Annotated in this window: 22 protein-coding genes, 1 other RNA gene and 1 pseudogene; 13 read left to right on the top strand and 11 right to left on the bottom strand. The window is 62.0% G+C overall.

Annotation, left to right across the window (positions count from 1 at the left end):
• Positions 1-58 precede the first annotated feature (58 nt).
• The 5 genes from ligA to BUB53_RS23475 all read left to right on the top strand — a co-directional run bounded on the left by ligA (position 59) and on the right by BUB53_RS23475 (position 5,471).
• Positions 59-2,308, top strand: coding sequence for an NAD-dependent DNA ligase LigA (gene ligA, locus BUB53_RS01795; RefSeq protein WP_073033668.1), 2,250 nt, complete (start codon positions 59-61; stop codon positions 2,306-2,308).
• Positions 2,305-4,395: an ATP-dependent DNA helicase RecG gene (gene recG / locus BUB53_RS01790; RefSeq protein ID WP_073032029.1), complete on the top strand. Its 2,091-nt coding sequence runs from the start codon at positions 2,305-2,307 to the stop codon at positions 4,393-4,395. Before ligA ends, recG begins: the two co-directional genes overlap by 4 nt.
• A gap of 145 nt (positions 4,396-4,540) precedes the next feature.
• Positions 4,541-4,663 (top strand): hypothetical protein, encoded by a 123-nt coding sequence (locus BUB53_RS23350; RefSeq protein ID WP_268238414.1) that lies wholly within the window; start codon positions 4,541-4,543, stop codon positions 4,661-4,663.
• Positions 4,664-4,966: 303 nt separating this feature from the next.
• On the top strand, positions 4,967-5,329 hold the full coding sequence (locus BUB53_RS01785; protein WP_143163109.1) for a hypothetical protein: 363 nt from the start codon (positions 4,967-4,969) through the stop codon (positions 5,327-5,329).
• A gap of 73 nt (positions 5,330-5,402) precedes the next feature.
• Positions 5,403-5,471 carry a hypothetical protein gene (locus BUB53_RS23475; RefSeq protein WP_367397331.1) on the top strand — a complete coding sequence of 23 codons (69 nt, stop codon included), beginning with the start codon at positions 5,403-5,405 and terminating at the stop codon, positions 5,469-5,471.
• Between the two features lie 71 nt (positions 5,472-5,542).
• Here BUB53_RS23475 and BUB53_RS23470 read toward each other — a convergent pair.
• Positions 5,543-5,836 (bottom strand): annotated as a pseudogene (locus BUB53_RS23470) (iron-sulfur cluster assembly scaffold protein); the annotation flags it as partial.
• A gap of 67 nt (positions 5,837-5,903) precedes the next feature.
• Here BUB53_RS23470 and hisI point away from each other — a divergent pair.
• Entirely contained in the window at positions 5,904-6,266 is a 363-nt protein-coding gene (gene hisI, locus BUB53_RS01775; protein WP_073032022.1) for a phosphoribosyl-AMP cyclohydrolase, read from the top strand.
• A gap of 7 nt (positions 6,267-6,273) precedes the next feature.
• Here the strand turns inward: hisI and BUB53_RS01770 are convergent, their stop codons facing one another.
• From BUB53_RS01770 to BUB53_RS01760, 3 genes are read right to left on the bottom strand one after another with little or no spacing between them, the layout of a single operon-like run.
• Positions 6,274-6,807, bottom strand: a complete 534-nt coding sequence (locus BUB53_RS01770; RefSeq protein ID WP_084728793.1) for a glutaredoxin family protein — start codon at positions 6,805-6,807, stop codon at positions 6,274-6,276.
• Positions 6,807-7,559, bottom strand: coding sequence for a DsbA family protein (locus BUB53_RS01765; protein WP_073032020.1), 753 nt, complete (start codon positions 7,557-7,559; stop codon positions 6,807-6,809). The genes BUB53_RS01770 and BUB53_RS01765 overlap by 1 nt, the downstream gene beginning before the upstream one ends.
• A 4-nt stretch (positions 7,560-7,563) precedes the next feature.
• Positions 7,564-8,892, bottom strand: a complete 1,329-nt coding sequence (locus BUB53_RS01760; RefSeq protein ID WP_073032018.1) for a M48 family metalloprotease — start codon at positions 8,890-8,892, stop codon at positions 7,564-7,566.
• A gap of 61 nt (positions 8,893-8,953) precedes the next feature.
• Between BUB53_RS01760 and BUB53_RS01755 the strand changes: the two genes are divergently transcribed.
• The 6 genes from BUB53_RS01755 (at position 8,954) to BUB53_RS01730 (ending at position 16,929) form a co-directional block, all read left to right on the top strand.
• Complete coding sequence (locus BUB53_RS01755) at positions 8,954-10,105, top strand: pyridoxal phosphate-dependent aminotransferase (RefSeq protein WP_073032016.1); 1,152 nt, start codon at positions 8,954-8,956, stop codon at positions 10,103-10,105.
• Between the two features lie 143 nt (positions 10,106-10,248).
• Complete coding sequence (locus BUB53_RS01750) at positions 10,249-11,472, top strand: N-acetylmuramoyl-L-alanine amidase (protein WP_073033666.1); 1,224 nt, start codon at positions 10,249-10,251, stop codon at positions 11,470-11,472.
• 150 nt (positions 11,473-11,622) lie between these two features.
• Positions 11,623-14,085: a penicillin-binding protein 1A gene (locus tag BUB53_RS01745; RefSeq protein ID WP_373285764.1), complete on the top strand. Its 2,463-nt coding sequence runs from the start codon at positions 11,623-11,625 to the stop codon at positions 14,083-14,085.
• Between the two features lie 116 nt (positions 14,086-14,201).
• Entirely contained in the window at positions 14,202-15,329 is a 1,128-nt protein-coding gene (gene prfB / locus BUB53_RS01740) for a peptide chain release factor 2 (RefSeq protein WP_073033665.1), read from the top strand.
• A 104-nt stretch (positions 15,330-15,433) separates the two neighbouring features.
• Positions 15,434-16,261: a DUF2189 domain-containing protein gene (locus BUB53_RS01735; RefSeq protein WP_073032011.1), complete on the top strand. Its 828-nt coding sequence runs from the start codon at positions 15,434-15,436 to the stop codon at positions 16,259-16,261.
• Between the two features lie 47 nt (positions 16,262-16,308).
• A complete protein-coding gene (locus tag BUB53_RS01730) occupies positions 16,309-16,929 on the top strand; it encodes a class I SAM-dependent methyltransferase (RefSeq protein WP_073032009.1) in 621 nt (206 codons plus the stop codon).
• Positions 16,930-16,934: 5 nt separating this feature from the next.
• On the opposite strand, the gene BUB53_RS01725 is transcribed toward BUB53_RS01730, so the two are convergent.
• From BUB53_RS01725 to ssrA, 7 genes are all read right to left on the bottom strand, one after another.
• Complete coding sequence (locus BUB53_RS01725) at positions 16,935-17,159, bottom strand: ribbon-helix-helix domain-containing protein (RefSeq protein WP_073032007.1); 225 nt, start codon at positions 17,157-17,159, stop codon at positions 16,935-16,937.
• Positions 17,160-17,241: 82 nt separating this feature from the next.
• Positions 17,242-17,421 (bottom strand): DUF4169 family protein, encoded by a 180-nt coding sequence (locus BUB53_RS01720; protein WP_073032005.1) that lies wholly within the window; start codon positions 17,419-17,421, stop codon positions 17,242-17,244.
• Positions 17,422-17,516: 95 nt separating this feature from the next.
• The gene (fumC, locus tag BUB53_RS01715) at positions 17,517-18,911 is read right to left on the bottom strand and encodes a class II fumarate hydratase (protein WP_073032003.1); all 1,395 of its coding nucleotides are present in this window, start codon (positions 18,909-18,911) and stop codon (positions 17,517-17,519) included.
• A 54-nt stretch (positions 18,912-18,965) separates the two neighbouring features.
• Entirely contained in the window at positions 18,966-19,523 is a 558-nt protein-coding gene (locus tag BUB53_RS01710; RefSeq protein WP_073032001.1) for a class I SAM-dependent methyltransferase, read from the bottom strand.
• 107 nt (positions 19,524-19,630) lie between these two features.
• Positions 19,631-20,110, bottom strand: a complete 480-nt coding sequence (locus BUB53_RS01705) for an SspB family protein (RefSeq protein ID WP_073031999.1) — start codon at positions 20,108-20,110, stop codon at positions 19,631-19,633.
• Between the two features lie 59 nt (positions 20,111-20,169).
• On the bottom strand, positions 20,170-21,417 hold the full coding sequence (gene chrA, locus BUB53_RS01700) for a chromate efflux transporter (RefSeq protein ID WP_073031997.1): 1,248 nt from the start codon (positions 21,415-21,417) through the stop codon (positions 20,170-20,172).
• A 108-nt stretch (positions 21,418-21,525) separates the two neighbouring features.
• Positions 21,526-21,880, bottom strand: a transfer-messenger RNA (tmRNA) gene (gene ssrA, locus BUB53_RS01695).
• Positions 21,881-22,507: 627 nt separating this feature from the next.
• Here ssrA and BUB53_RS22370 point away from each other — a divergent pair.
• On the top strand, positions 22,508-23,017 hold the full coding sequence (locus BUB53_RS22370; protein ID WP_073031995.1) for a hypothetical protein: 510 nt from the start codon (positions 22,508-22,510) through the stop codon (positions 23,015-23,017).
• Positions 23,018-23,335: the final 318 nt, after the last annotated feature.

The following is a 23,335-nucleotide window of genomic DNA, read 5'->3' as shown; positions in this document are numbered from 1 at the left end:
AGGGCGGAGAGCTGCGATGACGGCAGAGCGCAAGGGCGAAGCAGCGGCAGATGCGGACATGGCGCAGGTGGCTGTTGAGCAATTGAGCGAGGCGCAGGCCAAAGCCGAACTGGCGCGGCTGGCCGATGTTCTGGCGCGGGCCGACCGGGCCTATCACGCCGACGACGCGCCGATCATGGCGGATGCCGAGTATGATGCGCTGGTGCGCCGCAACAGCGCCATCGAAGCCCGTTTCCCCGACTTGAAACGTGCCGACAGCCCCAGCGACCGGGTGGGATTCGGCCCTGCCGAAACCTTTGGGAAAGTCACTCATGCCGTGCGTATGCTGAGCCTTGGCAATGCGTTCGAAGAGGACGAGATTACCGAGTTCGATGCCCGCATTCGGCGTTATCTGGGGATGGAGCGCGATGCGCCGCTCAATTATACCAGCGAGCCCAAGATCGACGGGCTGAGCCTGTCGCTGCGATACGAGGGCGGCAAGCTGGTACAGGCCGCGACGCGCGGCGATGGCGCCGTGGGCGAAAACGTGACGGCCAACGCGCGCACCATCGACGATATTCCGCTGACGCTGACGGATGCGCCCGAAGTGCTGGAAGTGCGCGGCGAGGTTTACATGGCGCATGCGGACTTCGAGGCGCTGAATGCGCGGCAAGCGGAAAAATCCGACAAGACATTCGCCAACCCGCGCAATGCCGCCGCAGGCAGCCTGCGGCAGCTGGACCCGAAAATCACCGCCCGCCGCCCGCTGAAGTTTTTCGCCTATGCCTGGGGGCAGCATTCGGAACCGCTGGCGGAAACCCAGATGCAGGCGATCAAGCGGCTGGCCAGGTTTGGGTTTCAGACCAACCCGCTGACTGCGCTGTGCGATGGTCCGGACGAGATGCTGGCACAGTATCGCCGGATCGAGCAGCAGCGCGCCGAACTGGGCTATGACATCGACGGGGTGGTTTACAAGGTCAACGATCTGGGGCTGCAACACCGGCTGGGCTATCGCAGCACCACGCCGCGATGGGCGATTGCGCACAAATTCCCCGCCGAACTGGCCTGGACCCACCTGGAGGGGATCGACATTCAGGTGGGCCGCACCGGCGCGCTGAGCCCGGTGGCGCGGTTGCATCCTGTCACAGTCGGCGGCGTCGTGGTCAGCAACGCGACCCTGCATAACGAGGATTATATTGACGGGCGTGATGCCAGGGGAAACGAGATAAGGGGCGGCAAGGATATTCGCGTGGGTGACTGGGTGCAGATTTACCGCGCAGGCGATGTCATTCCCAAGGTGGCCGATGTGGACCTGTCCAGGCGCCCCGAGGAGGCGATGCCTTATGTGTTCCCCCACACCTGTCCCGAATGCGGCAGCGAGGCCATTCGCGAAGAGGGCGATGCGGTGCGCCGCTGTACCGGGGGGCTGATCTGCCCGGCGCAGGCGGTGGAGAAATTGAAGCATTTCGTCAGCCGCGCGGCCTTTGATATCGAGGGTCTGGGCGCGAAACAGGTTGAAATGTTCTATCATGACGAGACCCTGCCGATCCGCACGCCTGCCGATATCTTCACGCTCGAAAAGCGCGATGCGCAGAACCTTGCCAAATTGAAGAACCGCGATGGCTGGGGCGAAACCTCGGCGCGCAATCTGTTCGCAGCCATTGACGAGAAACGCACCATCCCGTTGGCGCGGCTGATTTTTGGCCTTGGCATCCGCCATGTGGGCGAGGTGGCCGCGCGCGACCTGGCGCTGCATTACCGGGACTGGGACGCCATGGCGCGCGCCCTGGACGAGGCGCGCCCCGCCGCGTTGGCCCATCGCGCCGCGGACGAGGCAGAAGAGGCCGAGAGGATCGCCGCCGCCGAAGAGGGCCGTCGCGCACGGATCAAGGACACCCGCGCCGCCGCTGTCGCACGATGCGAGGTGCCGCAGCAGGCGAGCGCCGCCTGGGAGGACCTGATCGGGATCGACGGGGTCGGCGCGATCCTGGGCTTGTCGTTGAGCGATGCCTTCGCCAATGCCGAGGAACGCGCGGCATTTGACGCGTTGCGCGCCCATTTGACGATCGTGCCGCCCGATGCACCGGCGTCGGAAAGCCCGGTGGCGGGCAAGACGGTGGTGTTTACCGGAACGCTGGAAAAGATGACCCGTGCCGAGGCCAAGGCGCGGGCGGAATCCCTGGGCGCCAAGGTCTCGGGGAGTGTGAGCGCCAAGACCGATCTGCTCGTCGCCGGGCCCGGCGCGGGCAGCAAGGCGAAAAAGGCTGCCGATCTGGGCGTCGAAACAATCGACGAGGATGATTGGCTGCGCCTCATCGGGGACGCATGAGCGGGCGGCCCGAACCCCTGTTTCCGCTGTTCGCGGCGCTCGACACGCTGGAGGGTGTGGGCCCCAAAACGGTGCAGAACCTGGCCGCTCTGGATATCAAAAAGCCGCGCGATATGCTGTTTACCCTGCCGTATTCCGGGATCGACCGGCGCAAGCGCGACACGGTGCAGGGGGCCGAATTGCCCGGTGTTGTCACGGTCGAGGTGACGGTGGGCCAGCATCGCGCACCCTCGCGGCGCGGCGGGGCCTATCGCGTGACGGTCGAGGATGCGGCGACGGCGTTTCAACTGGTGTTTTTCCATGCCCGTGACGAATACCTGCGGCGAATATTGCCCACGGGCGCGCGGCGTGTGGTGTCGGGCAAGGTGGAACTGTTCGACGGGATGGCGCAGATGGTGCATCCCGATCATATCCTTGAGCCGCAGGAGGCCGGGGAAATTCCTGATTTCGAGCCGGTTTATCCGTTGACTGCCGGGGTCACCCAAAAGGTGATGCGCAAGACGGCGCAATCGGCGGTGACGTGCGCCCCCGATCTGGCCGAGTGGATAGACCCCGCGCAAAAGGCGCAAACCGGCTGGCCCGATTGGGCCGAGGCGGTGAGACGCGCGCATAACCCGCAGGATATGGGCGATCTGGCGGCTGCCGATCCGGCGCGCGAGCGGTTGGCTTATGATGAATTCATGGCGCATCAGTTGACGCTGGCGCTGGCCCGCTCGCGACTGCGGCGCGCAAAGGGGCGCGCGACGGTGGGTACGGGCGCGTTGCAGGCACAGGTGTTGGAGGCGCTGCCTTACGAATTGACCGGGGCGCAGAAACGCGCCATTGCCGAGATCGCGGGGGACATGGCGCAAGAGACCCGCATGAATCGCCTTTTGCAGGGCGATGTGGGGGCGGGCAAGACTCTGGTCGCGCTCAAGGCGCTGCTGATCGCGGTCGAGGCCGGCGGGCAGGGGGTGATGATGGCCCCCACGGAAATTCTGGCGCGGCAGCATTTGCAGGGGTTGCGCCCCTTGGCCGAGGCGGCGGGCGTGGTCATCGAAATCCTGACCGGGCGCGACAAGGGGGCCGAGCGCCGCGTCAAGCTGGAGGCGTTGAAACGCGGGGATATACAGATTCTGGTGGGCACCCATGCGGTGTTTCAGAAGGACGTGGAATTCGCCGATCTGCGGCTGGCCATCGTAGACGAGCAGCACCGTTTCGGTGTGCGCCAGCGGCTGGAACTGGGCAGGAAAGGGGCGCAGGCCGATGTTCTGGTGATGACGGCCACGCCGATCCCGCGCTCGCTGTCCCTGGCGCAATATGGCGACATGGATGTGAGCGTGCTGGATGAAAAACCGCCGGGGCGCAAGCCGATCAAGACGGCGCTGGTCAATATGGGCCGCATTGACGAGGTGGTGGATCACCTGCGCGGCGCGATTGCCGAGGGGCGGCAGGCCTATTGGGTGTGTCCGCTGGTCGAGGAAAGCGAGGCGGTGGACCTCAGCAGTGCGGTGGATCGGTTCACGCGTCTGCGCGCGGCGCTTGGTGAGGGGGTGGTGGGGCTGGTGCACGGCCAGATGCCGCCCGAGGAAAAAGACGCGGCGATGGCGGCGTTTCAGCGTGGCGATACATCGGTTCTGGTATCGACCACGGTGATCGAGGTGGGGGTGGATGTGCCCAATGCCTCGATCATGGTGATCGAACGGGCCGAGCATTTCGGGCTGGCGCAGTTGCATCAGCTCCGGGGGCGTGTCGGGCGGGGCGAGGCGGCCTCGACCTGTCTGCTGATGTATCAGGCCCCGCTGAGCGAGGGTGGCGAACGGCGGCTGACCACGATGCGCGACACCGAAGACGGGTTCCGCATCGCCGAGGTCGATCTGGAAATGCGGGGGGCGGGCGATCTGATCGGGACGGCGCAATCGGGCCTGCCGAAATTCCGTGTGGCGGATATGGAGGCGCAATCGGCGCTGATGGCAGTGGCGCAGACGGATGCGCGCAAGCTGCTGACCGACGATCCGGCGCTGGAGGGCGAACGCGGCCGGGCGGCACGGGTGCTGCTGTGGCTGATGGAGCAGGATCAGGCGATCAGGCTGATTTCCGTCGGGTAGGGGCGTTCCAAAAACTTTGCCGTAAATTCAGCGGCTTAGTGATTATATTCCGCTAAAGTTCGCGAATGTTCTCATAAAGTTCTTTACAAGACGCTAAGAAGATGAGAACAAAGAGGCAACAAAGCCAAACGGAAAGGAGCCGCCCATGCTTCGCCAGATCAAAACCACCGCTGAACGCTCGTCGGAGACCCTGTTGGGGGATTTCATCGGGGCTGCCGCGCTGATGGTCACGCTGGTGGCGGGGCTGTACCTGCCCGGGCTTGTCTGAGTTTCTGCCTGCGACGTTCCGCGTCTGTCATGCCCGATACATCGCCTGTCCCCAAGCGTGCCGATGTGTCTGACTGACTGTCCCAAGTCCCGTCCGGGGGCGATCTGCCTCTTCTGCCCCGGAAAGTGATGGACGACCCACGGAACCCGCTTTTCCTTCCGCCGCCGCCCAGCCGGGTGAGCGGCGGTTTTTTTGTTTGGTGCCGTAGGCATTGAGGCCCGAAATCGCCGCGGCCCTGCCATTTTGAAGTCTTAGTCGAATGGTTTTACCGCCACATATGTTATGCGGTATGGGGCATTTGAAATGTTCAGGTGGCACAATCTGGTTCTGGTCGTCGTCATCGCGTTGGTTATGCTGGGGATTGATTACCATCAGCAGGCGCAAAAATCCGGAACCCGCATGGTCGAACTCGGCTTCGCCGGGTATGTCGAGACAATCAAGGGGCGCATCGGGGCGCATGCCGCAGACGTGCCGCAGGACGATCAAGCCGCACCTGCACCGATGAAAGACACCCGCAACAATACCAGTCCCGATAAACGCGCCAATCAGGGCACCACGCCAGCCCAAAGCAAAGCTGCGCCGACACGCTTCAAGGCCGGTGGATCGGGGATTGCGGCCTGCACGACCAAAGGGGGCATCAAACGTTGCCGTATAGGCGACGGATAAAGATGTTCGGCCAGTGATTGCGATTCTGGTTCGCGGGATTGATTGACGCCGTCAGGCGCAGGAATGGGCTGCCCTGGCCTGTTCCATTGCCTCGACCGTCGCTTCCAGCGTCAGCATGATCGAGGCGTGGCGATTCTTGTAATCCTGTGCGGGGCGCAGCACTTCGAGCCCGTCGAACGGTGTGGGCGGGGTGGGGCCGTCATGCTTGAGCATCTCTTTCAGCGCGTCGCGCGCCGCGACCACCTGATCGTAGGTGCAGCCGATGATATGCCTGCCCACGATGCTGGCGGCGGCCTGCCCGAGGGCGCACGCCTTTACCTCGGCGGCGTAGTCGGTGATCGTCTCTCCGTCGGTACGGATATCCACGGTGACGGTCGAGCCGCAAAGCGGCGCGCGGCGTTTGACCGATGCATCGGGCGCATCCAGTCGCCCGTGATGCGGGATATCGGCGGCCAGTTCGAGAATACGCGCCGAGTAGAGCTTGATCAGGTCGGTTTCGCCGCTCATGACTTTCCCTTTCGTTTCTGACCCAATAGATAGAGGCCCTGACACCAGATGCAAAAGGTTTTCAAGCATGTCTTTCGATCCCGCCACGCTGAAATTCGATGAACGCGGCCTGATTCCGGCAATCGCGCAGGATGCGCAGTCGGGGGAGGTTCTGATGATGGCGTGGATGAATGCCGAGGCCGTGACGCGCACGCTGGAGACCGGGCGCGTGACCTATTGGAGCCGGTCGCGGCAGGCCTTTTGGATCAAGGGTGAGACTTCGGGACACGTGCAGGACCTGGTGGATTTCCGGGTGGATTGCGACCGAGATTGTCTGTTGTTGCAGGTCAACCAGACCGGCCCGGCCTGCCACACGAACCGGCGCAGTTGTTTTTATACCGCCCTGCGCGATGGTGAAGAGGTGGAACTGATGGCCCCAATGGGCGGCTGAACAGCTTTTACCGGCTGAGATAACGTTCCAGAACGATGGGCGGGATATGCCCGCGCAACATCATGTCGGGCAGCACATAGGACGGGGCCACGTCCAGCTCCAGCGCGCGGGCCAGATCGGCCTGCTCGGTGATGTCGATCAGCGTGACGCGCAAGTCGTGGGTTTCGGCCAAGGTCCGCAGATCGGCCTGCGCCCGATCACATTCCGGGCAGTCGGGGGCCGTGAACAGTGCGATGGTCAGCGCTGCATCGGGCGGGCCAAAGCCGGGCAAATGTGCGCCGTAAAGCGCCTCTTCGCGCTCGGATAACCGGGTCAGGTCATCGGCGACGGCATCCTTGTAAGGGTCGATTTGCGGTGCGGGCGCGTCGGGCAGCAGTTGGGGAACGCTGAGCAGGACCTCGCGCAGCTCGTTGTGCAGAATGGCGCGTTCCGTCGGGGTGAGGTTGGTGAAATCGGTCTCAGCCCCGGCTGGGGCGACCATCAGCGCAATGAGGCCCGCCGCAATCGGCAGGCCCCATGTGATGTGATTTGGCGGGTGCATCAGCTGTCCTTGCGGACCTCGGCGGCGATTTGTTGCATCACGTCCAGCGGAACGTAGCCGCGCAACATCTGTTCATCCATGACGAAGGTGGGGGTGCCGGTGATGTTCATGCGCTGGCCAAGCGCGTGGTTGGCGGCGATGACTTCGGCAACCTCGTCGCTGCCCATATGGGCCATGATCGCATCTGCGTCGATGCCGAAACCTTCGGCCAGGCGGCGCAGCGCGGGTTCGGAGATGTCGCCGTTGAAGGTCATCAGCGCATCGTGCACCTGCTTGTAGGCCTCATCCCCTGCCGTTTGCAGCGTGGCAATGGCGAATTGCGCGGCCAGCAGGGATTGTTCGCCGAGTATCGGGAATTCCTTGACGACCACGCGGATGTTGCCATCGGTTTCCACAAGGCTTTCGACTTCGGGGAAGGCGCGTTTGCAATAGCCGCAGCGGTAATCTAGGAACTCGACGAGGGTGATGTCACCCTCGGGGTTGCCGCCGACCCACGAGGAATCATCGTTGAACAGCGCCTCGGAATTGTCTTTTACCAGGGCGATGTCGTCTTGCGCCTGTTGTTCCTGCTGGCGTTGCTCCAGCACGGCGACCGCTTCCATGATGACCTGCGGGTTTTCCATCAGGTAATTGCGGATTTCCGCATGGAAGGCCTCGCGCTCGGCGTCGGTCATCGAGGTCAGGTCCAGCGCCTGTGCGGGCATGGCCAGGGTGGCGCCAAGGGCCAGCGCGGCAAGGGGGGCGAATTTCATTCAGTCATCTCCGTTTCTTTTCAGCGGCTTTGGCCGCAGATAACACATCCTGTGCGCGGCGCCAGCCGGTGGAGCCGCGCGGCAACAGATCAGAGGCGCGTTGCGCATGCAGACCGGCATCTTCCAGCCGTCCGGTCATGGCGTAGCGTTCTGCGGTGACCAGCGAGGCCATGCCCTTGTTGCCCTGCTGGGCATAGGCGGCGGCCAGATCGCGCATCACGCGGGCGTCACGGCCATCCAGCGAGCGGGCTTTTTCGAGATATGTCTGAGCCTTGCCGGTTTGTCCCTGCGCCATGAGCGCGCGGCCATAGGAACCGAGGATCAGAGCGTTGTCCGGTGCCATGTTGACCGCATGGCCATAGGCGGCGGCGGCGGCCCCGAAATTGCGCGATTCCATCAGAATCTGGCCTTTGAGTTCCAGCAGGAACGGATCGTTCGGACGGTGCGCGATAGCCTGGTCGATGGTTCGGACCGCCTTGGAGGTTTGCGAGAGGCGGTGATAGGCGACCGCCTGCCGCATCAGCTTGACGTCGGCATAGCCGAATTCGCCAGCGCGGTTGAGCGTCCATTTGGGGGCGCGCTGAAAGGCTGAAAGTTTGCCCTTGGCGCGGGCGAACCAGTAATTCGCTTCCGGGTTGTCGCGGGTCTTGTCGGCGTACCCTGCGGCCAGCCGGCGCACCACGCGGAAGCGGTCGGCGGACAGCGGGTGCGTGCGCGCGTAAGGGTCCTGGCGGTAGCGGCTGAGCGCCTCTTGCCCACGAAAGATATCCATGACTTCGACTGCGCCCTGCGGATCGACCCCGGATTGGGCCATGAAGCGCAGGCCGGACTGGTCGGCGGCGTTTTCTTCGGCGCGGGTATGGGACATGAACATGCGCATTGCCGAGTTGCTGGCCCCGATGGCGGCAGCGCCGGCGGCTTCGCCCGCGCCCGCGGCAACGGCCGCAGCCGCGGCCAGTGCGGCCCCCAGCCCGGCGGCAGTGCGCGCGGTGCGCAGGTTGACCGTGCGGCGCATCAGGTGGCCGTTGGCGATATGGGCTGCCTCATGCGCGATCACTGCCTGCAGCATCGGTGCTGTTTTCATTTTCAACAACAGGCCGGAATGGATGAAGATATGTTCGCGATCCACCACGAAAGCGTTCAGGCTGCGGTCGTCGATCACGAGGATATCAACACGTGTCGGGCTGAGGCCCGCCGCCTTGAGAAGAGGCGCGGCCAGTTGTTTCAGCGCGTATTCGATATCGGGATCGCGCAGCAGTGACAGCGCGCGTGCCGGGGTGGACAGGGTCAGCCCAATCAGCGCACTGATCACGAGAAGGCGAAGAACTTGCATTGACGGCAGGCCTTTTTCCGGGCGAAACGGGGCATATTACGGGCAGTCTAGGAAGAAAGCGATGCGGAACTCAACCCGATCCGGGGTCGATCCCTTTATTGTGATGGATGTGATGGAGGCCGCACGCCGCGCCGAGGAGGCCGGGCGCCGTATCATCCACATGGAGGTTGGCCAGCCGGGCACTCCGGCACCACAGGGCGCACGCGCGGCTTTGGCGCAGGCGATGGACGATCAGCCGATGGGCTATACGGTGGCGCTTGGCCTGCCGGCGCTGCGGGCGCGGATCGCGAAATTGTATGGAGAATGGTACGATCTCGACCTGAACCCCGAGCGCGTGGTGATCACGCCGGGCAGTTCGGGCGGGTTCATCCTTGCGTTTACGGCACTGTTCGATGCCGGGGACCGGGTTGGCATCGGCGCTCCGGGCTATCCCAGTTACCGCCAGATCCTGCGGGCGCTGGACCTTGTGCCGGTCGACATCGAAACGGCGGCGGAAAACCGCCTGCAACCGGTCTCTGCCGATCTGGACGGGCGCGATTTGCAGGGGCTTCTGGTGGCAAGCCCTGCAAATCCGTCGGGCACCATGCTGGGCCGTGACGATCTGGCGGCGCTGATGGAGGCTACGGCAGCGCAGGGGGCCAGCTTCATCAGCGACGAGATTTACCACGGCATCGAATACGAGGCCAAGGCGGTGAGCGCGCTGGAGATCAGCGACGAGGCCTATGTGATCAACTCGTTTTCCAAATATTTCAGCATGACCGGCTGGCGTGTGGGCTGGATGGTGGTCCCCGAAGATCATGTGCGCGTGGTCGAGCGGCTGGCGCAAAACCTGTTCATCTGCCCGCCACACGCGAGCCAGGTGGCGGCTCTGGCCGCGATGGACTGCCATGACGAGTTGCTGGCCAACATGGAGGTCTACCGCGCCAATCGTGCGCTGATGCTGGAGGGATTGCCCAAGGCCGGGTTCGACCGGATCGCGCCGCCGGACGGCGCGTTTTATGTTTACGCCGATGTCAGCCATATCACCGATGACAGCCGCGCCTTTGCTGCCGAAATTCTGGATCAGGCAGGGGTGGCGGTGACGCCGGGGCTGGATTTCGATCCGGTGCGCGGCGGCGGGACGATCCGGTTTTCCTATGCTCGCGCGACGGCAGATATCAAAGAGGGGTTGGACCGGTTGGTGCGTTTCATGAAGGCGCGCGGCGTTGTCTGACGGGGCAACGGGGCTTTGCCCCCCTCGGCCTTTGGCCTCACCCTCAGGATATTTTCGGGCAGGAGAAGGGCAGGGCTGTGCAAGTGCGGCGCCGGTGGTGTACCCTGTCAAGCAACAGACCGGATGAACGGCGGATGAGCAGTATGATCAGGATGATTTTGGCCGTGATGCTGGCGATGTGGTCCGGGATTGCGGGGGCGCAGGAGCGTGATTTCAGCGGCCTGGCGCGGTTGGACCCGGGGGCAAGTGCGATCGAGGACAGCGGCAATGGTGTGCGGATCGCGCTGAGCCTGAGCCAGGGTGTTCCTTACCGGGTGTTCACGCTGGCCGATCCGGCGCGACTGGTGCTGGATTTCCGCGAGGTGGACTGGCAGGGCGTGGAGGCCGCGGCGCTGGATCGCAGCGGCAAGGTGTCGGCGGTGCGCGTCGGCGGGTTTCGCCCCGGCTGGTCGCGAATGGTACTGGACCTGTCCGAGCCCTTGTCGCCTGTTGGTGTGGGATTGGCGGTCGATGCCGAAACGGGGCGCGCGCAACTGGATATGGACCTGCTGCCAGTGTCGGAGGAGGATTTCGCGGCCGCCGCCGGGGCACCGGCCCTGCCGGGATGGGAGGCCCCGGGCCAGGGACTGAAGGCAGAGAGGCGCCCCCGTCAGAGGGGCGAGGCTCCGCTGGTTGTCGTGTTGGACCCCGGCCACGGAGGGATCGACCCCGGTGCCGAGGTGGCGGGTATTGCCGAGAAAGACATGATGCTGACCTTCGCACGCGAGTTGAAAGAGGTTTTGCTGCGCGCCGATGGGTTCGAGGTGGCGCTGACGCGCGAGGATGACAGCTTTGTTTCGCTGGAGCGGCGGGTGGCGCTCGCCCATCGGATGCGGGCGGATGTATTCATTTCGCTGCACGCAGATGCACTGAGCGAGGGCCGGGCGCATGGCGCGACGGTTTACACCCTGTCGGACAGCGCCAGCGACAAGGCCAGTGCCGCGCTGGCCGAGCGGCATAACCGGGCCGATATGCTGGCCGGGGTGGACCTGAGCGGCAAGGACGACGTGGTGGCGGACGTGCTGATGGATCTGGCGCGCCTGGAAACGCAGCCGAGGGCCGAGCGGCTGGCCGGGGCGATCCGTCTTGGCTTGAAGGATTACGGCCTGCCGCTGCATTCGCGCCCGTTGCGGCATGCGGGATTTTCGGTGCTGAAATCTTCGGACATCCCTTCTGTGCTGCTGGAACTTGGCTTTCTGTCCAGTCCCCGGGATCTGAAGAATCTGTCCGACCCGGCATGGCGCGCGAAAATGGCCGCGGCGTTGCGCGATGCGTTGGCCGCCTGGCAGATTGCGGATGCGGCGACGGCCGATCTTGTGCGGCAGTGAGATGCTGGTGGTGCGTGGCGGGCCAAGATGTGTTTTGACGGGCCTGCCGGGGATGCCTATATGAAGCGGTGAAACCGAGCGGGGGCTGATGTGCTCAGGGCATTTGGAACATTTTTCGGAACGATCTTCAGCCTGCTGACGCTGGGGCTGATGCTGATCGCGCTGAGTATCGCGGCGGTTTTCCATATCTATGGTCAGGATTTGCCGAGTCACGAATCGCTGGCCAATTACACGCCGCCGACGATCAGCCGGATCTATTCCGGCGAAGGGCGGATCATCGACGAATTCTCGCGTGAGCGCCGGTTGTTCACACCTGCCGAAGACATTCCCGATCTGGTGAAACAGGCCTTCATCAGCGCGGAGGACAAGAATTTCTATACCCATGGCGGGTACGATGCGCGCGGTATCGCCGCGGCGATTGTCGAGGCGGTTCGTTCGCGCGGAAAGAATGTGCGCGGGGCGTCCACGATCACCCAGCAGGTGATGAAGAATTTCCTGCTGTCGGGGGATCGGCGGATCGAGCGCAAAATCAAGGAAATCATCCTTGCCACCCGGATCGAGGAAACGCTGAGCAAGGACAAGATCCTCGAACTCTACCTGAACGAGATTTTCCTCGGGCAGAATTCCTATGGCGTCACCGCCGCCGCCCAGACCTATTTCAACAAGCCGTTGCGTGAACTTGCCCCGCATGAGGCGGCGATGCTGGCTTCGATGCCCAAGGCGCCGTCGGATTTCCATCCGGTGCGCAATCGCGAGCGGTTGTTGAAACGGCGTGATTTCGTGCTGAAAGAAATGTATGAAAACGGGTATATCGATCAGGCGACCTATGAAACCGAGGTGGCGCAGCCGCTGCGTTCGGTTCAGAACGGCGATTTCGAGCCGTTCAGCGCCGGATTGCCCCCGCGCGATTATTTCACCGATGAAATCCGCCGCCAGCTGAGCCAGGATTTCGGGGAGGGTGAATTCTTTAGTGGCGGTCTGAGTGTACGCGCCACGATCGATCCCGAAATGCAGGTCGAGGCGGCGCAGGAATTGCGCCGGCAATTGGAGATTTATGACCGTGGCCGGGGCCGCTGGCGGGGAACGGGCGTGGTGCTTCCCGCAGAGGCGCTGGAGAGCGAAGAGGCATGGCGCAAGGCCCTGTCCGAAGCTGCGGTGCCGCGAGACATCGAACTGGATGGAAGATGGCATCCGGCGGTGATCCTCGAGATCGAGGATCAGCAGATGCGTCTTGGCATCGAAGGCGTCGCGGCGGACGAAAACGCGCCGCATGTGGTGCCGCGCAACGATATTGCGTGGCTTCCGGGCAATTTTCAGGAAACCTTCAAGCGCGGCGAGGTCGTGCTTGTGCGCAAGATGATTGAAGAGGATAGCGGGGAGTTCATTCGCTGGACGCTACGGCAGGTACCCGAGGTGCAGGGCGGTTTCGTCGCGATGGACGTGAATACGGGCCGCGTTCTGGCGATGCAGGGCGGGTTTTCCTATCAGCATTCGGTGTTCAACCGCGCCACCCAGGCAAAACGCCAGCCGGGGTCGAGCTTCAAACCCTTCGTTTATGCCGCCGCGCTGGACAGCGGATACAGCCCCGCGACAATCGTGGTCGATGCCCCGATCGAAATCGACACGCCGCAGGGTATCTGGCGGCCGCGCAATTCGTCCAACAAGTTTTATGGTCCCACGCCGTTGCGCACGGGGATCGAACAATCGCGGAACCTGATGACCATTCGTCTGGCTCAGGAGGTCGGGATGGATGTGGTCGCCCATTATGCAGAGCGGTTCGGTGTCTATGAGGACATGAGACAGTTTCTGGCCAATTCCCTGGGGTCCGAGGAAACCACGCTCTATAACATGGTGGCGGCCTATGCGATGTTTGCCAATGGCGGTGAACGGGTCGAACCCACGCTTGTGGACCGGGTGCAGGACCGCTACGGCAAGACCGTCTATTCGCACGATCCGCGCAATTGCGTCGATTGCGACGATCCCGGCATTCCGCGTACGCGTGCGCCGCGCATCGTCTCGGACCGCGAACGGGTCATGGATGCGATCACCGCCTATCAGTTGACGTCGATGATGAAAGGCGTGGTGGATCGCGGCACGGCCAGCGGCGTGATCAATCTGCCGGTGCCCGTGGCAGGCAAGACCGGCACCACCAACGACGCGCGGGACGTGTGGTTCGTGGGATTCACCAGCAATATCGTTGCCGGGTGTTATATCGGCTATGACCAGCCGCGCAGCCTGGGGGGGCGCGCCTATGGATCGTCGATGTGTGGTCCGGTGTTTCAGGAGTTCATGTCGGAGGCGATCAAGAAATACGGTGGCGGGCCGTTCGAGGTGCCGCCCGGCGGCCATTTCCTCAAGATCGATCGCTTCACAGGCGCGCGTCTGGCTGACGATGCACAGGGCGATTTCGTGGTGGCCGAGTATTTCCGCGACGGGGAAGAGCCGGTCTTTGGCTTTAACGTGACGGGTGGTTTCGCGATGGGCACCGATCTGGAGTTGTTCAAGCGCGGCGAAACCGAACAGGTCAGAGAGGTGACCACCTCGACCGGACGCAAGGCCACGGTCGGGGGCAAGGCCAGCTTTGGCAGCATGAGTTCGGGCGGTTTGTACTAGGCGCTGCCCTCAAACAAGGGATGACCCGGATACCGTTTCGCGCCCGGTGCACGGCATCTTGCCCGGCATCGCGCGCTGCGGTATCACCCGCATCTGAGCAGACCAAGGACATGCAGATGCGCGCCGAAATCCAGACCATTGTTTCCGAAATCGAAAATTCGCTGGAGCTGTTGCGCCAGCGGATGGGCTGGGAAACCGCCAGGCATCGGCTTGAGGAGTTCAATGCGCGGGTCGAGGATCCCAACCTGTGGGACGATCCGGCCAAGGCGCAGAAACTCATGCGAGACCGGCAGAGCCTTGTCGACGCCATTGAAACCCACGATTCGATTCAGCAGGACATGAACGACAATGTCGAGTTGATCGAACTGGGCGAGATGGAAGACGATCAGGATATCGTCACCGACGCCGAGGAAACGCTTAGGGCACTGGCCAAGAAAGCCGCTGCCAAGGAACTGGAGGCGCTGCTGAACGGCGAAGCGGATGCCAACGATACCTTCCTTGAAATCAACGCCGGGGCGGGTGGCACCGAAAGCTGTGACTGGGCGTCGATGCTGGCGCGGATGTATGTGCGGTGGGCCGAGCAGCATGGCTATACGGTCGAGTTGCAGTCTGAAACCTCGGGGGACGAGGCCGGAATCAAATCCGCCGCCTACAAGATCAGCGGGCACAACGCCTATGGCTGGTTGAAATCCGAAAGCGGCGTGCATCGCCTGGTGCGTATTTCGCCCTTTGATTCGGCGGCCAAGCGGCACACGTCATTCTGTTCGGTCTGGGTTTATCCCGTGGTCGACGACAATATCGAAATCGAGGTGAACCCGAGCGATATTCGTATCGACACCTACCGCAGTTCCGGCGCGGGTGGGCAGCACGTCAACAAGACGGATTCGGCGGTGCGGATCACCCACCATCCCACGGGGATCGTTGTGACCAGTTCCGAAAAATCCCAGCACCAGAACCGCGATATCGCCATGAAGGCGTTGAAATCGCGGCTTTACCAACTGGAACTGGACAAGCGCAACGAGGCCATCAACGAAGCGCACGAGGCCAAGGGCGATGCGGGATGGGGCAATCAGATCCGGTCCTACGTGTTGCAGCCCTATCAGATGGTCAAGGATTTGCGCACCGGCGTCGAAACCAGCGACACCAAGGGCGTACTGGACGGCGATCTGGATCAGTTCATGGCGGCCACGCTGGCGATGAATGTCAGCGGCAAATCCCGTGCCGAGGCACAGGGCGAGGACTGAGCCCCGGCCTTTCGCGCCTGCCTTGCCGGATCGGAAGCGGAATTCTGTCTTTGCGCATTGCCGTTGCTTGGCTAGTCTTCCCTCAACAGGGAGGAAACCGCGCAATGATGATGGAGGAGAGCAAGCCGCTTGGCGTGCCCGAATTGGGCATGGTGACGTTCGATATGCTGAAAGAGGCACTGCGCCGGGGGGGGACCGACATGAAGCGCGCTCCCGGATATGCCCTGATCTTCGGCGGGGTCTATGTGGTGATCGGCTGGATCATGGTCTGGATCACATGGGTCACCGGGCAAAGTTACTGGCTGATCTTCGCTGCGGTCGGATTTCCGCTATTCGGGCCTTTTGCGGCTGTGGGTTTGTACGAGGTCAGTCACCGGCTGGAACAAGGGCTGCCGCTGGAACCCGGCGCGGTCTTCGGCGTCATTGCACATCAGCGGCGGCGGCAACTGCCGTCGATCAGCGCGGTGATCATCATCATGTTCCTGTTCTGGTTCTTTCTGGCGCACATGATTTTCGCATTGTTCCTCGGCTTTTCGACAATGACCAATATTTCAAGCTCGTTCGATGTCTACCTGACACAGGAGGGGCTGACGATGCTCGCCGTCGGCACGATAGTGGGGGCGGGGTTTGCGCTGTTGCTTTATATGATCACGGTGGTGGCCTTGCCGCTGCTTCTGGATCGCGAGGTGGATTTCGTGACCGCGATGATCACCAGTTTTCAGACGGTTCTGGCCAATCCGGTTCCGATGCTCGTCTGGGGCGTGTTCATTGCCGTGGTGACTTTTGTTGCGCTGATACCGGGGTTTCTGGGACTGTTTATAGTCTTGCCGTTGTTGGGCCATGCGACGTGGCATTTGTATCGGCTTATCTGTGAGGCCGGTCAGGAGGATGCGTTGATGGAGCAGGCTCCGGCGGATCGTAAACCAGCCTGATCCGGCACGGTGATGGCCTTGACATCCCGAGACAAGGAGACGTTGCCATGACAGGCAGGACCTTCTGGGACGGTGTCGCACGTCGCTACGCCGCGCGCCCTGTGCGGGATGAAACCGCCTATGAAACGACACTGGCCCTGACGCGCAGCTATCTGGGCGAGGACGACAAGGTACTGGAACTGGGCTGCGGAACCGGCACCACGGCGCTCAAGCTCGCGCCGGCGGTTGCGCATCTGACCGCCGCCGATATTTCATCCGAGATGGTGGCCATCGCACGTGAAAAGCTGGCCGATCATCCCGGTGCGAATGTCGAATTCCGGCAAGCCGATGCGTTTTGCGATGCATTCGCGCCGGGGACATTCGATGCGGTTCTGGCGTTTAACCTGTTGCACCTGCTGGACGATATGGAGGCCACGATCAAGCGGGTGCGCGCGCTGTTGCGGCCCGGAGGGGTGTTCATTTCGAAAACGGTTTGTCTTGGGCGCAATGCCTGGCATTTCCGGGCGTTGATCGCGGGGCTGCAAATGATAGGCAAGGCGCCCCCGGTGAAATTTCTCGACATCGCGGATCTGGAAAAGGCGATCCGTGCGCAAGGGTTCGAGATACTGGAAACGGGGAACTATCCGGCCAAACCGCCCAGCCGGTTCATCGTGGCGCGCAAGGTCTGAGGGCTTCAACGCACCCGATCGCGATAGTGGCGCAGCACGAACAGCCGGATCGCCGAGGCGAGGCCGATATCCACGCCACGCTCGGCGTCGATCTCGGCGGCCAGGGCATTGAGCGGCTGGCCGCGCTGGTGTGCAATGTCGCGGAAGGCCTGCCAGAACTCGTCTTCGAGCGATACGCTGGTGCGGTGCCCACGCAGGGTGAGCGAGTGTTTGACGGGCCGTCCTGTCATGACGTGGCGGGGGCGCGGCTCCTGTCGCTGTGCGCGACGACTCCCGCAAGGTATTTTGGAACAGGAAAAGGCACTGGGTGTTTCATTCGTCGTCGCGCTTATGCGCCTCGTGGTCTTGCCGGGATTTTTCGGCGCGCGCAGTGTCGAGCGCCTTGTCGGCCTTACTGCGCCCATGCTGCACGGCGTTTTCATCGGCCTTTGCGCGTTTTTCGGCCCGCGCCTTTTGTTTGCGGAACTGGTTCAGGTTGATGACATTGTTCATGGGGTTAACCATATACCGGTTTCTGCATTCGTCCAGCAGATGAAAAAGGGCGGCCCATTGGACCGCCCTGACGAGTGCCGTTCAAATCCGCGCCCTCAGCCCTTGGGGCCGATCATCTGTTCGGGGCGCACAACGCGATCAAAGGTGTCCTCGTCCACGAACCCGAGCGCGATCGCCTCTTCCTTGAGCGTGGTGCCGTTCTTGTGCGCGGTCTTGGCGACCTTGGTGGCATTGTCATAGCCGATTTCAGGTGCCAGTGCCGTGACCAGCATCAGGGATTCGCGCATCAGTTTCTCGATCCGGTCCTCATTGGCCTGAATGCCGTTCAGCATACGCTCGGTAAAGCTGTCGGCGGCATCGCCCAGAAGCTGGATGGATTGCAGCAGGTTGTAGGACATCATCGGGTTGTAGACGTTCAACTCGAAATGGCCCTGGCTGCCGGCGAACTTGATCGCGGCGTCATTGCCCATGACGTGGGCGGCGACCTGTGTCAGCGCCTCGGCCTGTGTCGGGTTGACCTTGCCCGGCATGATGGACGATCCCGGTTCGTTTTCCGGCAGGATCAACTCGCCCAGGCCCGAACGGGGGCCGGAGCCCAGGAAACGGATGTCATTGGCGATCTTGTAGCAGGACCCGGCCACCGTCGCGATTGCGCCGGACATGAACACCATGGCGTCATGGGCCGCGAGCGATTCGAACTTGTTGGGCGCGGTCACGAAGGGCAGGCCGGTGATCTCTGCCATGTTGGCGGCCACCTGTTCGCCCCATCCCTTTTTGGTGTTCAGCCCGGTGCCCACGGCGGTACCACCCTGCGCCAGTTCGTAGATGCCGGGCAGGGCGGCCTTGATGCGCTCGATCCCCTGACGGACCTGCTGCGCATAGCCGGAAAATTCCTGTCCCAGTGTCAGCGGCGTGGCATCCTGCGTGTGGGTGCGCCCGATCTTGATGATGTCCTTGAATTCCTCGGCCTTGGCTTCGAGCCCCTTGAGCAACTTTTCAAGGCCGGGCAGCAGAACGTCACGCACGCTCATCGCGGTAGCGATATGCATGGCGGTCGGGAAGGTATCGTTCGAGGATTGACCCATGTTGCAGTGATCGTTGGGGTGAACCGGTTCCTTGCTGCCGATCTGACCGCCGAGGATTTCAATGGCGCGGTTGGCGATCACCTCGTTCGAGTTCATGTTCGACTGCGTGCCCGAGCCGGTCTGCCAGACGACCAGCGGAAAGTTGTCGTCGAACTTGCCTTCGATCACCTCGCCCGCAGCCTGAACGATGGCGTCGGCCAGTTTCGGGTCGAGGTCTCCATTGGCCTTGTTGGCCTGTGCGCAGGCCTTCTTGATGACGCCAAGGGCACGCACGATGGCGACGGGCTGCTTTTCCCAGCCGATGGGAAAGTTCATCAACGAGCGCTGCGTCTGTGCGCCCCAGTATTTATCGGCGGGAACCTCGAGGGGGCCGAAACTGTCGGTCTCTGTGCGGGTGGCGGTCATGATCTGTACTCCATCGCGAAAGGTTGTTTTCTCTTATCGGATAGAGCGGAAAGATCAATGATGTATACGATGGAACACAAATACGCGGGCGGGTGGCAGATTGACCCAGACCGTGGCGCGTTTTTCGGCGCGCAGGCCCAGTTCGCGCTGCATTGGCGGGGCAATCGGCGCATTGGGACTGTAGGTGATCTGGCTGAAGAACCCCTCAGGGGCCATGACGTTAAATGCGCGCCCGACCACCTCGCGCTGAATGGTGGGGCGGGCCAGTACGGGAACACCGGAAATCACCGCGGAAATCCCTTCAAGTCCGATCTGGTCGATCTCTTGCGCGGGACGGTTGAGAACCCGCACGCCCGGAAATTGTCGTTGGAGGCTGTCGCAGAACCGGGTGTTGGTTTCCATCAGGGTCAGTTGCTCGGGGGCGATGCCGCGGGCAAGGATCGCACGGGTAAAACTGCCGGTTCCGGGGCCGATTTCGACCACCGGGCCGGTGATGCCGTCAAGGCCGTCCGTCATGCGGCGGGCAACGGCGGCGGAGGAAGGCGCTATCGCGACGACCTCGGTGGGGTGGCGCAGGACCTCGCCCAGAAACAATCCGAAACCGCTTGCCATGTTCTCTCTCCGCGCTGGCTGTCGTGTCGGGAAAGGCATAGCCGTTGCCGCGCGACGGACAAGCGGTACGCAGAAATCTTCAAGAAAACTTCACGCAGATGGATGCGCTATTTGCGGAAACTGTCGAGGCTGACGACCTCGGCATCGTGATGCTCCTCACCGTCCGAGCCGGTGTTGTCCGGGCCATCGGTGGAGGGCTCGTGATCGGGGTCGGGATCGTGCGGCGCATCTTCGTCGGGAGATTCGAAGCGCAGGCCGAATTCCACGGACGGATCGACAAAGGTCTGGATCGCGTCATAGGGAATATAAAGCGGCTCGGGCGCGTCTCCGAAATTCAGCGTGACCGAAAACCCTTCGTCGGTGACCTCCAGATTGTCGAACCAGTGCTGCATCACAACCGTCATCTCGGAGGGGTAGCGTTCGCGCAGCCAATCGGCCAGTTGCGCGTCCGGATGGGTGGTATCGAAAGTGATGAAGAAATGATGCACGCCGGGCAGGCCGTGATCGCGAACATCGCACAGAACCTGACGGATCAGACCGCGCATGGCGTGGTGCATCAGTTTTCCGTAATCAATCGAAGCAGACATGGGTTGTGCTGTCCTCCTGAGCCGCAGCATAGGGGATTCAATCCAAAACGAAAGAGGCGTCAAGTGACAAGATGCACGACTCCGGCGGTGACGGCCATCAGGGCGAGGCCAACGGTCATTGGCAGACGCAACCATAGCAGCAAAACACCGGCCAGCACGGTCAATGCGGCGCTGAGGGGCTGGAAGCTGTCGAGTTGCGGTGTCGGCCCGAACTCCCCGCGTGTGACGGTGCCGAACAGAACATGGAGCGCGAACCAGATCGACAGGTTCAGGATGACGCCGGTGACCGCTGCCGAAATCCCGGACAGCGCGCCTTTGAGACGGGGGCGGGCCAGCAAGGCGTCGACATAGGGGGCGCCGGTGAAAATCCATAGAAAACAAGGTGTAAAGGTGACCCAGAGGGTCATGGCGCCCGCCATAAGGGCGAGAGCGGTGCCGCCCTGTTGGAACCCGGCGAGCAGACCGACGAACTCGGTCACGAGGATCAGGGGGCCGGGCGTGGTTTCGGCGAGGCCCAGTGCGTCGATCATCTGTGCGGTGCTGAGCCAGCCGTGGGTCTCGACCACGGCCTGCGTCATATAGGCCAGGACGGCATAGGCCCCGCCGAAGGTCACGATGGCGAGCTTCGAGAAAAACAGTGCAATATCAGTGAGAAAGCTTGCATTCATGATCCACGCGATCAGGACCGGAGCAGCCCAGAGAGTGGACCAGATGGCGATGGTGCGCAGGGTTCGGGGCGGGGTCCGATGGGTGGGGAGAGGGGCCGAAGGCGCGCCTGCAGGGGGTGCCAGCAGCAGGCCGGTGAGGGCGGCGGCGGCGATGATCAGGGGGAAGGGGAGCGACAGGAAGAACATGGCCGCAAAGGCCAGGATGGCCAGCGCCCAATCGGTGCGGCGGGTCAGGGCGCGGCGGGCCAGGGACAGCAATGCCTGCAGGACGATGACGATCACCGCCGCCTTGATGCCCGTAAAAAGCGATTGAATAACAGGAACTTGCCCGTAATGCGCATAGCCCAATGCCAGCCCGAGGATCACCACTGCGCCGGGCAGAACGAACAGCAGGCCCGCGATCAGGCCGCCGGGAACGCCACGAAGACGCCAGCCGGAATAGGTGGCGAGTTGCATGGCCTCGGGACCGGGAAGCAGCATGCAGAACGACAGCGCGCCCAGAAAATGCTTTTCTTCCAGCCACTTGTGGCGTTCTACCAGTTCCGTATGCATCAGGGCGATCTGCGCGGCGGGGCCGCCGAAGGACAGCAGGCCGATGCGGGCGAAAACGCGGAAAAGGTTAACAAGATCGGGGCGCATATAGCGGTGATACAGTGCGCGCCACGTATTTCAAGCGCTTTCACCACACATGGCGCGTGTCATGAAAATATCATAAATTCAATTGGTTGAGGGATGTTTTTAAGGTGAAGTGCAGGCTTCTGTTGCCAGGTGCCTGCGAACCCCGCCAGACCTTGCTAGAGGGCTGGGCTTAAGATTTCGGTCTTGTTACTGCTTACGCAGCAACGGCGACCGGAGCACGATTGTCGTTGGCAATTATGCTTTAGCGAACCGATAACGGTGGTATCTCACCGGGACAAAGCTAACCCCTTTAGACGTTCGTCGATCCTGTTTCGGCCCCCTAACCCCCTCCAACGAAAGGTTTTTTGGTGGAGCCGCCGGGTACCGCCCCCGGGTCCGATCCGCTTATTACGAGCGCGTTTATGTCCATAGTCCCCGAGGGGACAGGATGAATATAGGGAGCCGCGCGCGATTTGCAAAGGGGAGAGTTTCGTACGTTTTGTACGATGTGTACGCGGGTTTCGTACGAAAATCGGGGGGTGTTCGGATATTTGTGTCCATCAGGGGCGCAAACCGGGCGGGTGAGGACGATTGCGGAGACCGGCGGGCATCGGGGTAACGCCCGGTTAATCAGTTTATGTCATAACCGGGATGTCGGCGCGACGTGTGAAGGCCGTGAACGAGCGAGGTGAGTTGGATGGACGTACGGGGTGAGGCCGGGCGATGGGGCAGATGTCTGGATTGAGTCCGACGACGACTTTGTGCACCGGGCATTGCCCGACCGCGGGTGGGCGAGCGCCGGTCTTTCGATGGTGATTTATGGTGAAGTCGCATCCAACGGTAATTCGGTGGGCTGCCGATGCAGGATCGCCCGCCCGGGGGGCGGTCGGGCGATGCCCGGCGGCGCGCAAGGCGCGCCTTGAGTCCGGGCAAGGCAATGTCCACTCCGTCCCGCATACCGGCCATCGGCACCGCTTGCAGCGAATGACTGGATAGAGCCCAAAAAACAACCAATGCTGCGGCTCGAACGAAAGGCTCCTTTGGTGTTGTGAAGAATGTCTTTCAATGACAGCGTGATACCAGATTTTGACCTCTGCTGGAGAACTTTAATATGGCTGATCAAGACCACCAGCTCACCGAACTTTTTCGAGCATTAGGAGCGCAACGACCAGAACAATGGGCCAGTTCGCAAATTCAAGAGAAGATACCGCAACTTCATAGATACCTTTTCCTTAAACAAGCTTGGGCGCAGGTTGTAGATGAAACAGATGATAGCTGGATTGAGAGAATAATCGAATCCGCGCGTCGCAATCCAGAAGGGCCGTTTTCCGGCCAAGGTCACGCTTTAGAACGTATGCTGTCACTTGGTGTCGATCGTTCAGACATCGTCGATTTGGTGCGTTGTTCGCAAGCGGAAATGATCTCGGGATTGTGCTACTTGTTGGATGATCCTTCGCTTTATGACGAAGAAGATGAACGTGTCCGAGACACCGGTTGGTGTCTTGTCGCAACGGATGAAAATCTTGAACCGACGCGAGAGATTATCGGCGGCCTGCATGAATCAGTTTTGGGCACAGACCCGACTGGGCGCGAAATGCGGCCTCGAAAAAGATCCATTTGAGAGGTCGTGTGGTGAAGGAGCTTGTCATAAACACCTATTAACTTCTGATACTAGCTAAAGTCTGTAGGCGGTAGCCGTTTGAAAAGCAGACATCCTCAAATAAAAACCAGAGGTCGGCTTTGTCCGCATACCGGCCATCGGCACCATGTCCGGCTGCTATCCGGATCGTATCCGCAGAGGTCTTTCCACTCGCGCGAGGCAGCGGCCGCAGGCCGCCGCGCATCGCCAGACCGCCCGTATGGGCTGGCGATTTGGTGACGTAGGTGCGCCGCTTTGATCTCTTTCGGATTTGGCGGGCATAAACTGTGCTGAAGGACC

It is taken from the genome of Roseovarius pacificus, from assembly GCF_900142665.1.
Classification (GTDB): domain Bacteria; phylum Pseudomonadota; class Alphaproteobacteria; order Rhodobacterales; family Rhodobacteraceae; genus Roseovarius; species Roseovarius pacificus.
This window is presented reverse-complemented; position numbering and strand designations above follow the sequence as displayed.

Coding starts and splice junctions, on each gene's coding strand:
- BUB53_RS01720 (WP_073032005.1), bottom strand. CDS start 17,421: ATGAACAATGTCATCAACCTGAACCAGTTCCGCAAACAAAAGGCGCGG.
- fumC (WP_073032003.1), bottom strand. CDS start 18,911: ATGACCGCCACCCGCACAGAGACCGACAGTTTCGGCCCCCTCGAGGTT.
- BUB53_RS01725 (WP_073032007.1), bottom strand. CDS start 17,159: ATGACAGGACGGCCCGTCAAACACTCGCTCACCCTGCGTGGGCACCGC.
- BUB53_RS01705 (WP_073031999.1), bottom strand. CDS start 20,110: ATGTCTGCTTCGATTGATTACGGAAAACTGATGCACCACGCCATGCGC.
- BUB53_RS01750 (WP_073033666.1), top strand. CDS start 10,249: ATGATCAGGATGATTTTGGCCGTGATGCTGGCGATGTGGTCCGGGATT.
- BUB53_RS01735 (WP_073032011.1), top strand. CDS start 15,434: ATGATGATGGAGGAGAGCAAGCCGCTTGGCGTGCCCGAATTGGGCATG.
- recG (WP_073032029.1), top strand. CDS start 2,305: ATGAGCGGGCGGCCCGAACCCCTGTTTCCGCTGTTCGCGGCGCTCGAC.
- BUB53_RS01765 (WP_073032020.1), bottom strand. CDS start 7,559: ATGAAATTCGCCCCCCTTGCCGCGCTGGCCCTTGGCGCCACCCTGGCC.
- BUB53_RS01785 (WP_143163109.1), top strand. CDS start 4,967: ATGTTCAGGTGGCACAATCTGGTTCTGGTCGTCGTCATCGCGTTGGTT.
- ligA (WP_073033668.1), top strand. CDS start 59: ATGGCGCAGGTGGCTGTTGAGCAATTGAGCGAGGCGCAGGCCAAAGCC.
- hisI (WP_073032022.1), top strand. CDS start 5,904: ATGTCTTTCGATCCCGCCACGCTGAAATTCGATGAACGCGGCCTGATT.
- prfB (WP_073033665.1), top strand. CDS start 14,202: ATGCGCGCCGAAATCCAGACCATTGTTTCCGAAATCGAAAATTCGCTG.
- BUB53_RS23350 (WP_268238414.1), top strand. CDS start 4,541: ATGCTTCGCCAGATCAAAACCACCGCTGAACGCTCGTCGGAGACCCTG.
- BUB53_RS01760 (WP_073032018.1), bottom strand. CDS start 8,892: ATGCAAGTTCTTCGCCTTCTCGTGATCAGTGCGCTGATTGGGCTGACC.
- BUB53_RS01730 (WP_073032009.1), top strand. CDS start 16,309: ATGACAGGCAGGACCTTCTGGGACGGTGTCGCACGTCGCTACGCCGCG.
- BUB53_RS01770 (WP_084728793.1), bottom strand. CDS start 6,807: ATGCACCCGCCAAATCACATCACATGGGGCCTGCCGATTGCGGCGGGC.
- BUB53_RS01755 (WP_073032016.1), top strand. CDS start 8,954: ATGCGGAACTCAACCCGATCCGGGGTCGATCCCTTTATTGTGATGGAT.
- chrA (WP_073031997.1), bottom strand. CDS start 21,417: ATGCGCCCCGATCTTGTTAACCTTTTCCGCGTTTTCGCCCGCATCGGC.
- BUB53_RS01710 (WP_073032001.1), bottom strand. CDS start 19,523: ATGGCAAGCGGTTTCGGATTGTTTCTGGGCGAGGTCCTGCGCCACCCC.
- BUB53_RS22370 (WP_073031995.1), top strand. CDS start 22,508: ATGGCTGATCAAGACCACCAGCTCACCGAACTTTTTCGAGCATTAGGA.
- BUB53_RS01745 (WP_373285764.1), top strand. CDS start 11,623: ATGCTGATCGCGCTGAGTATCGCGGCGGTTTTCCATATCTATGGTCAG.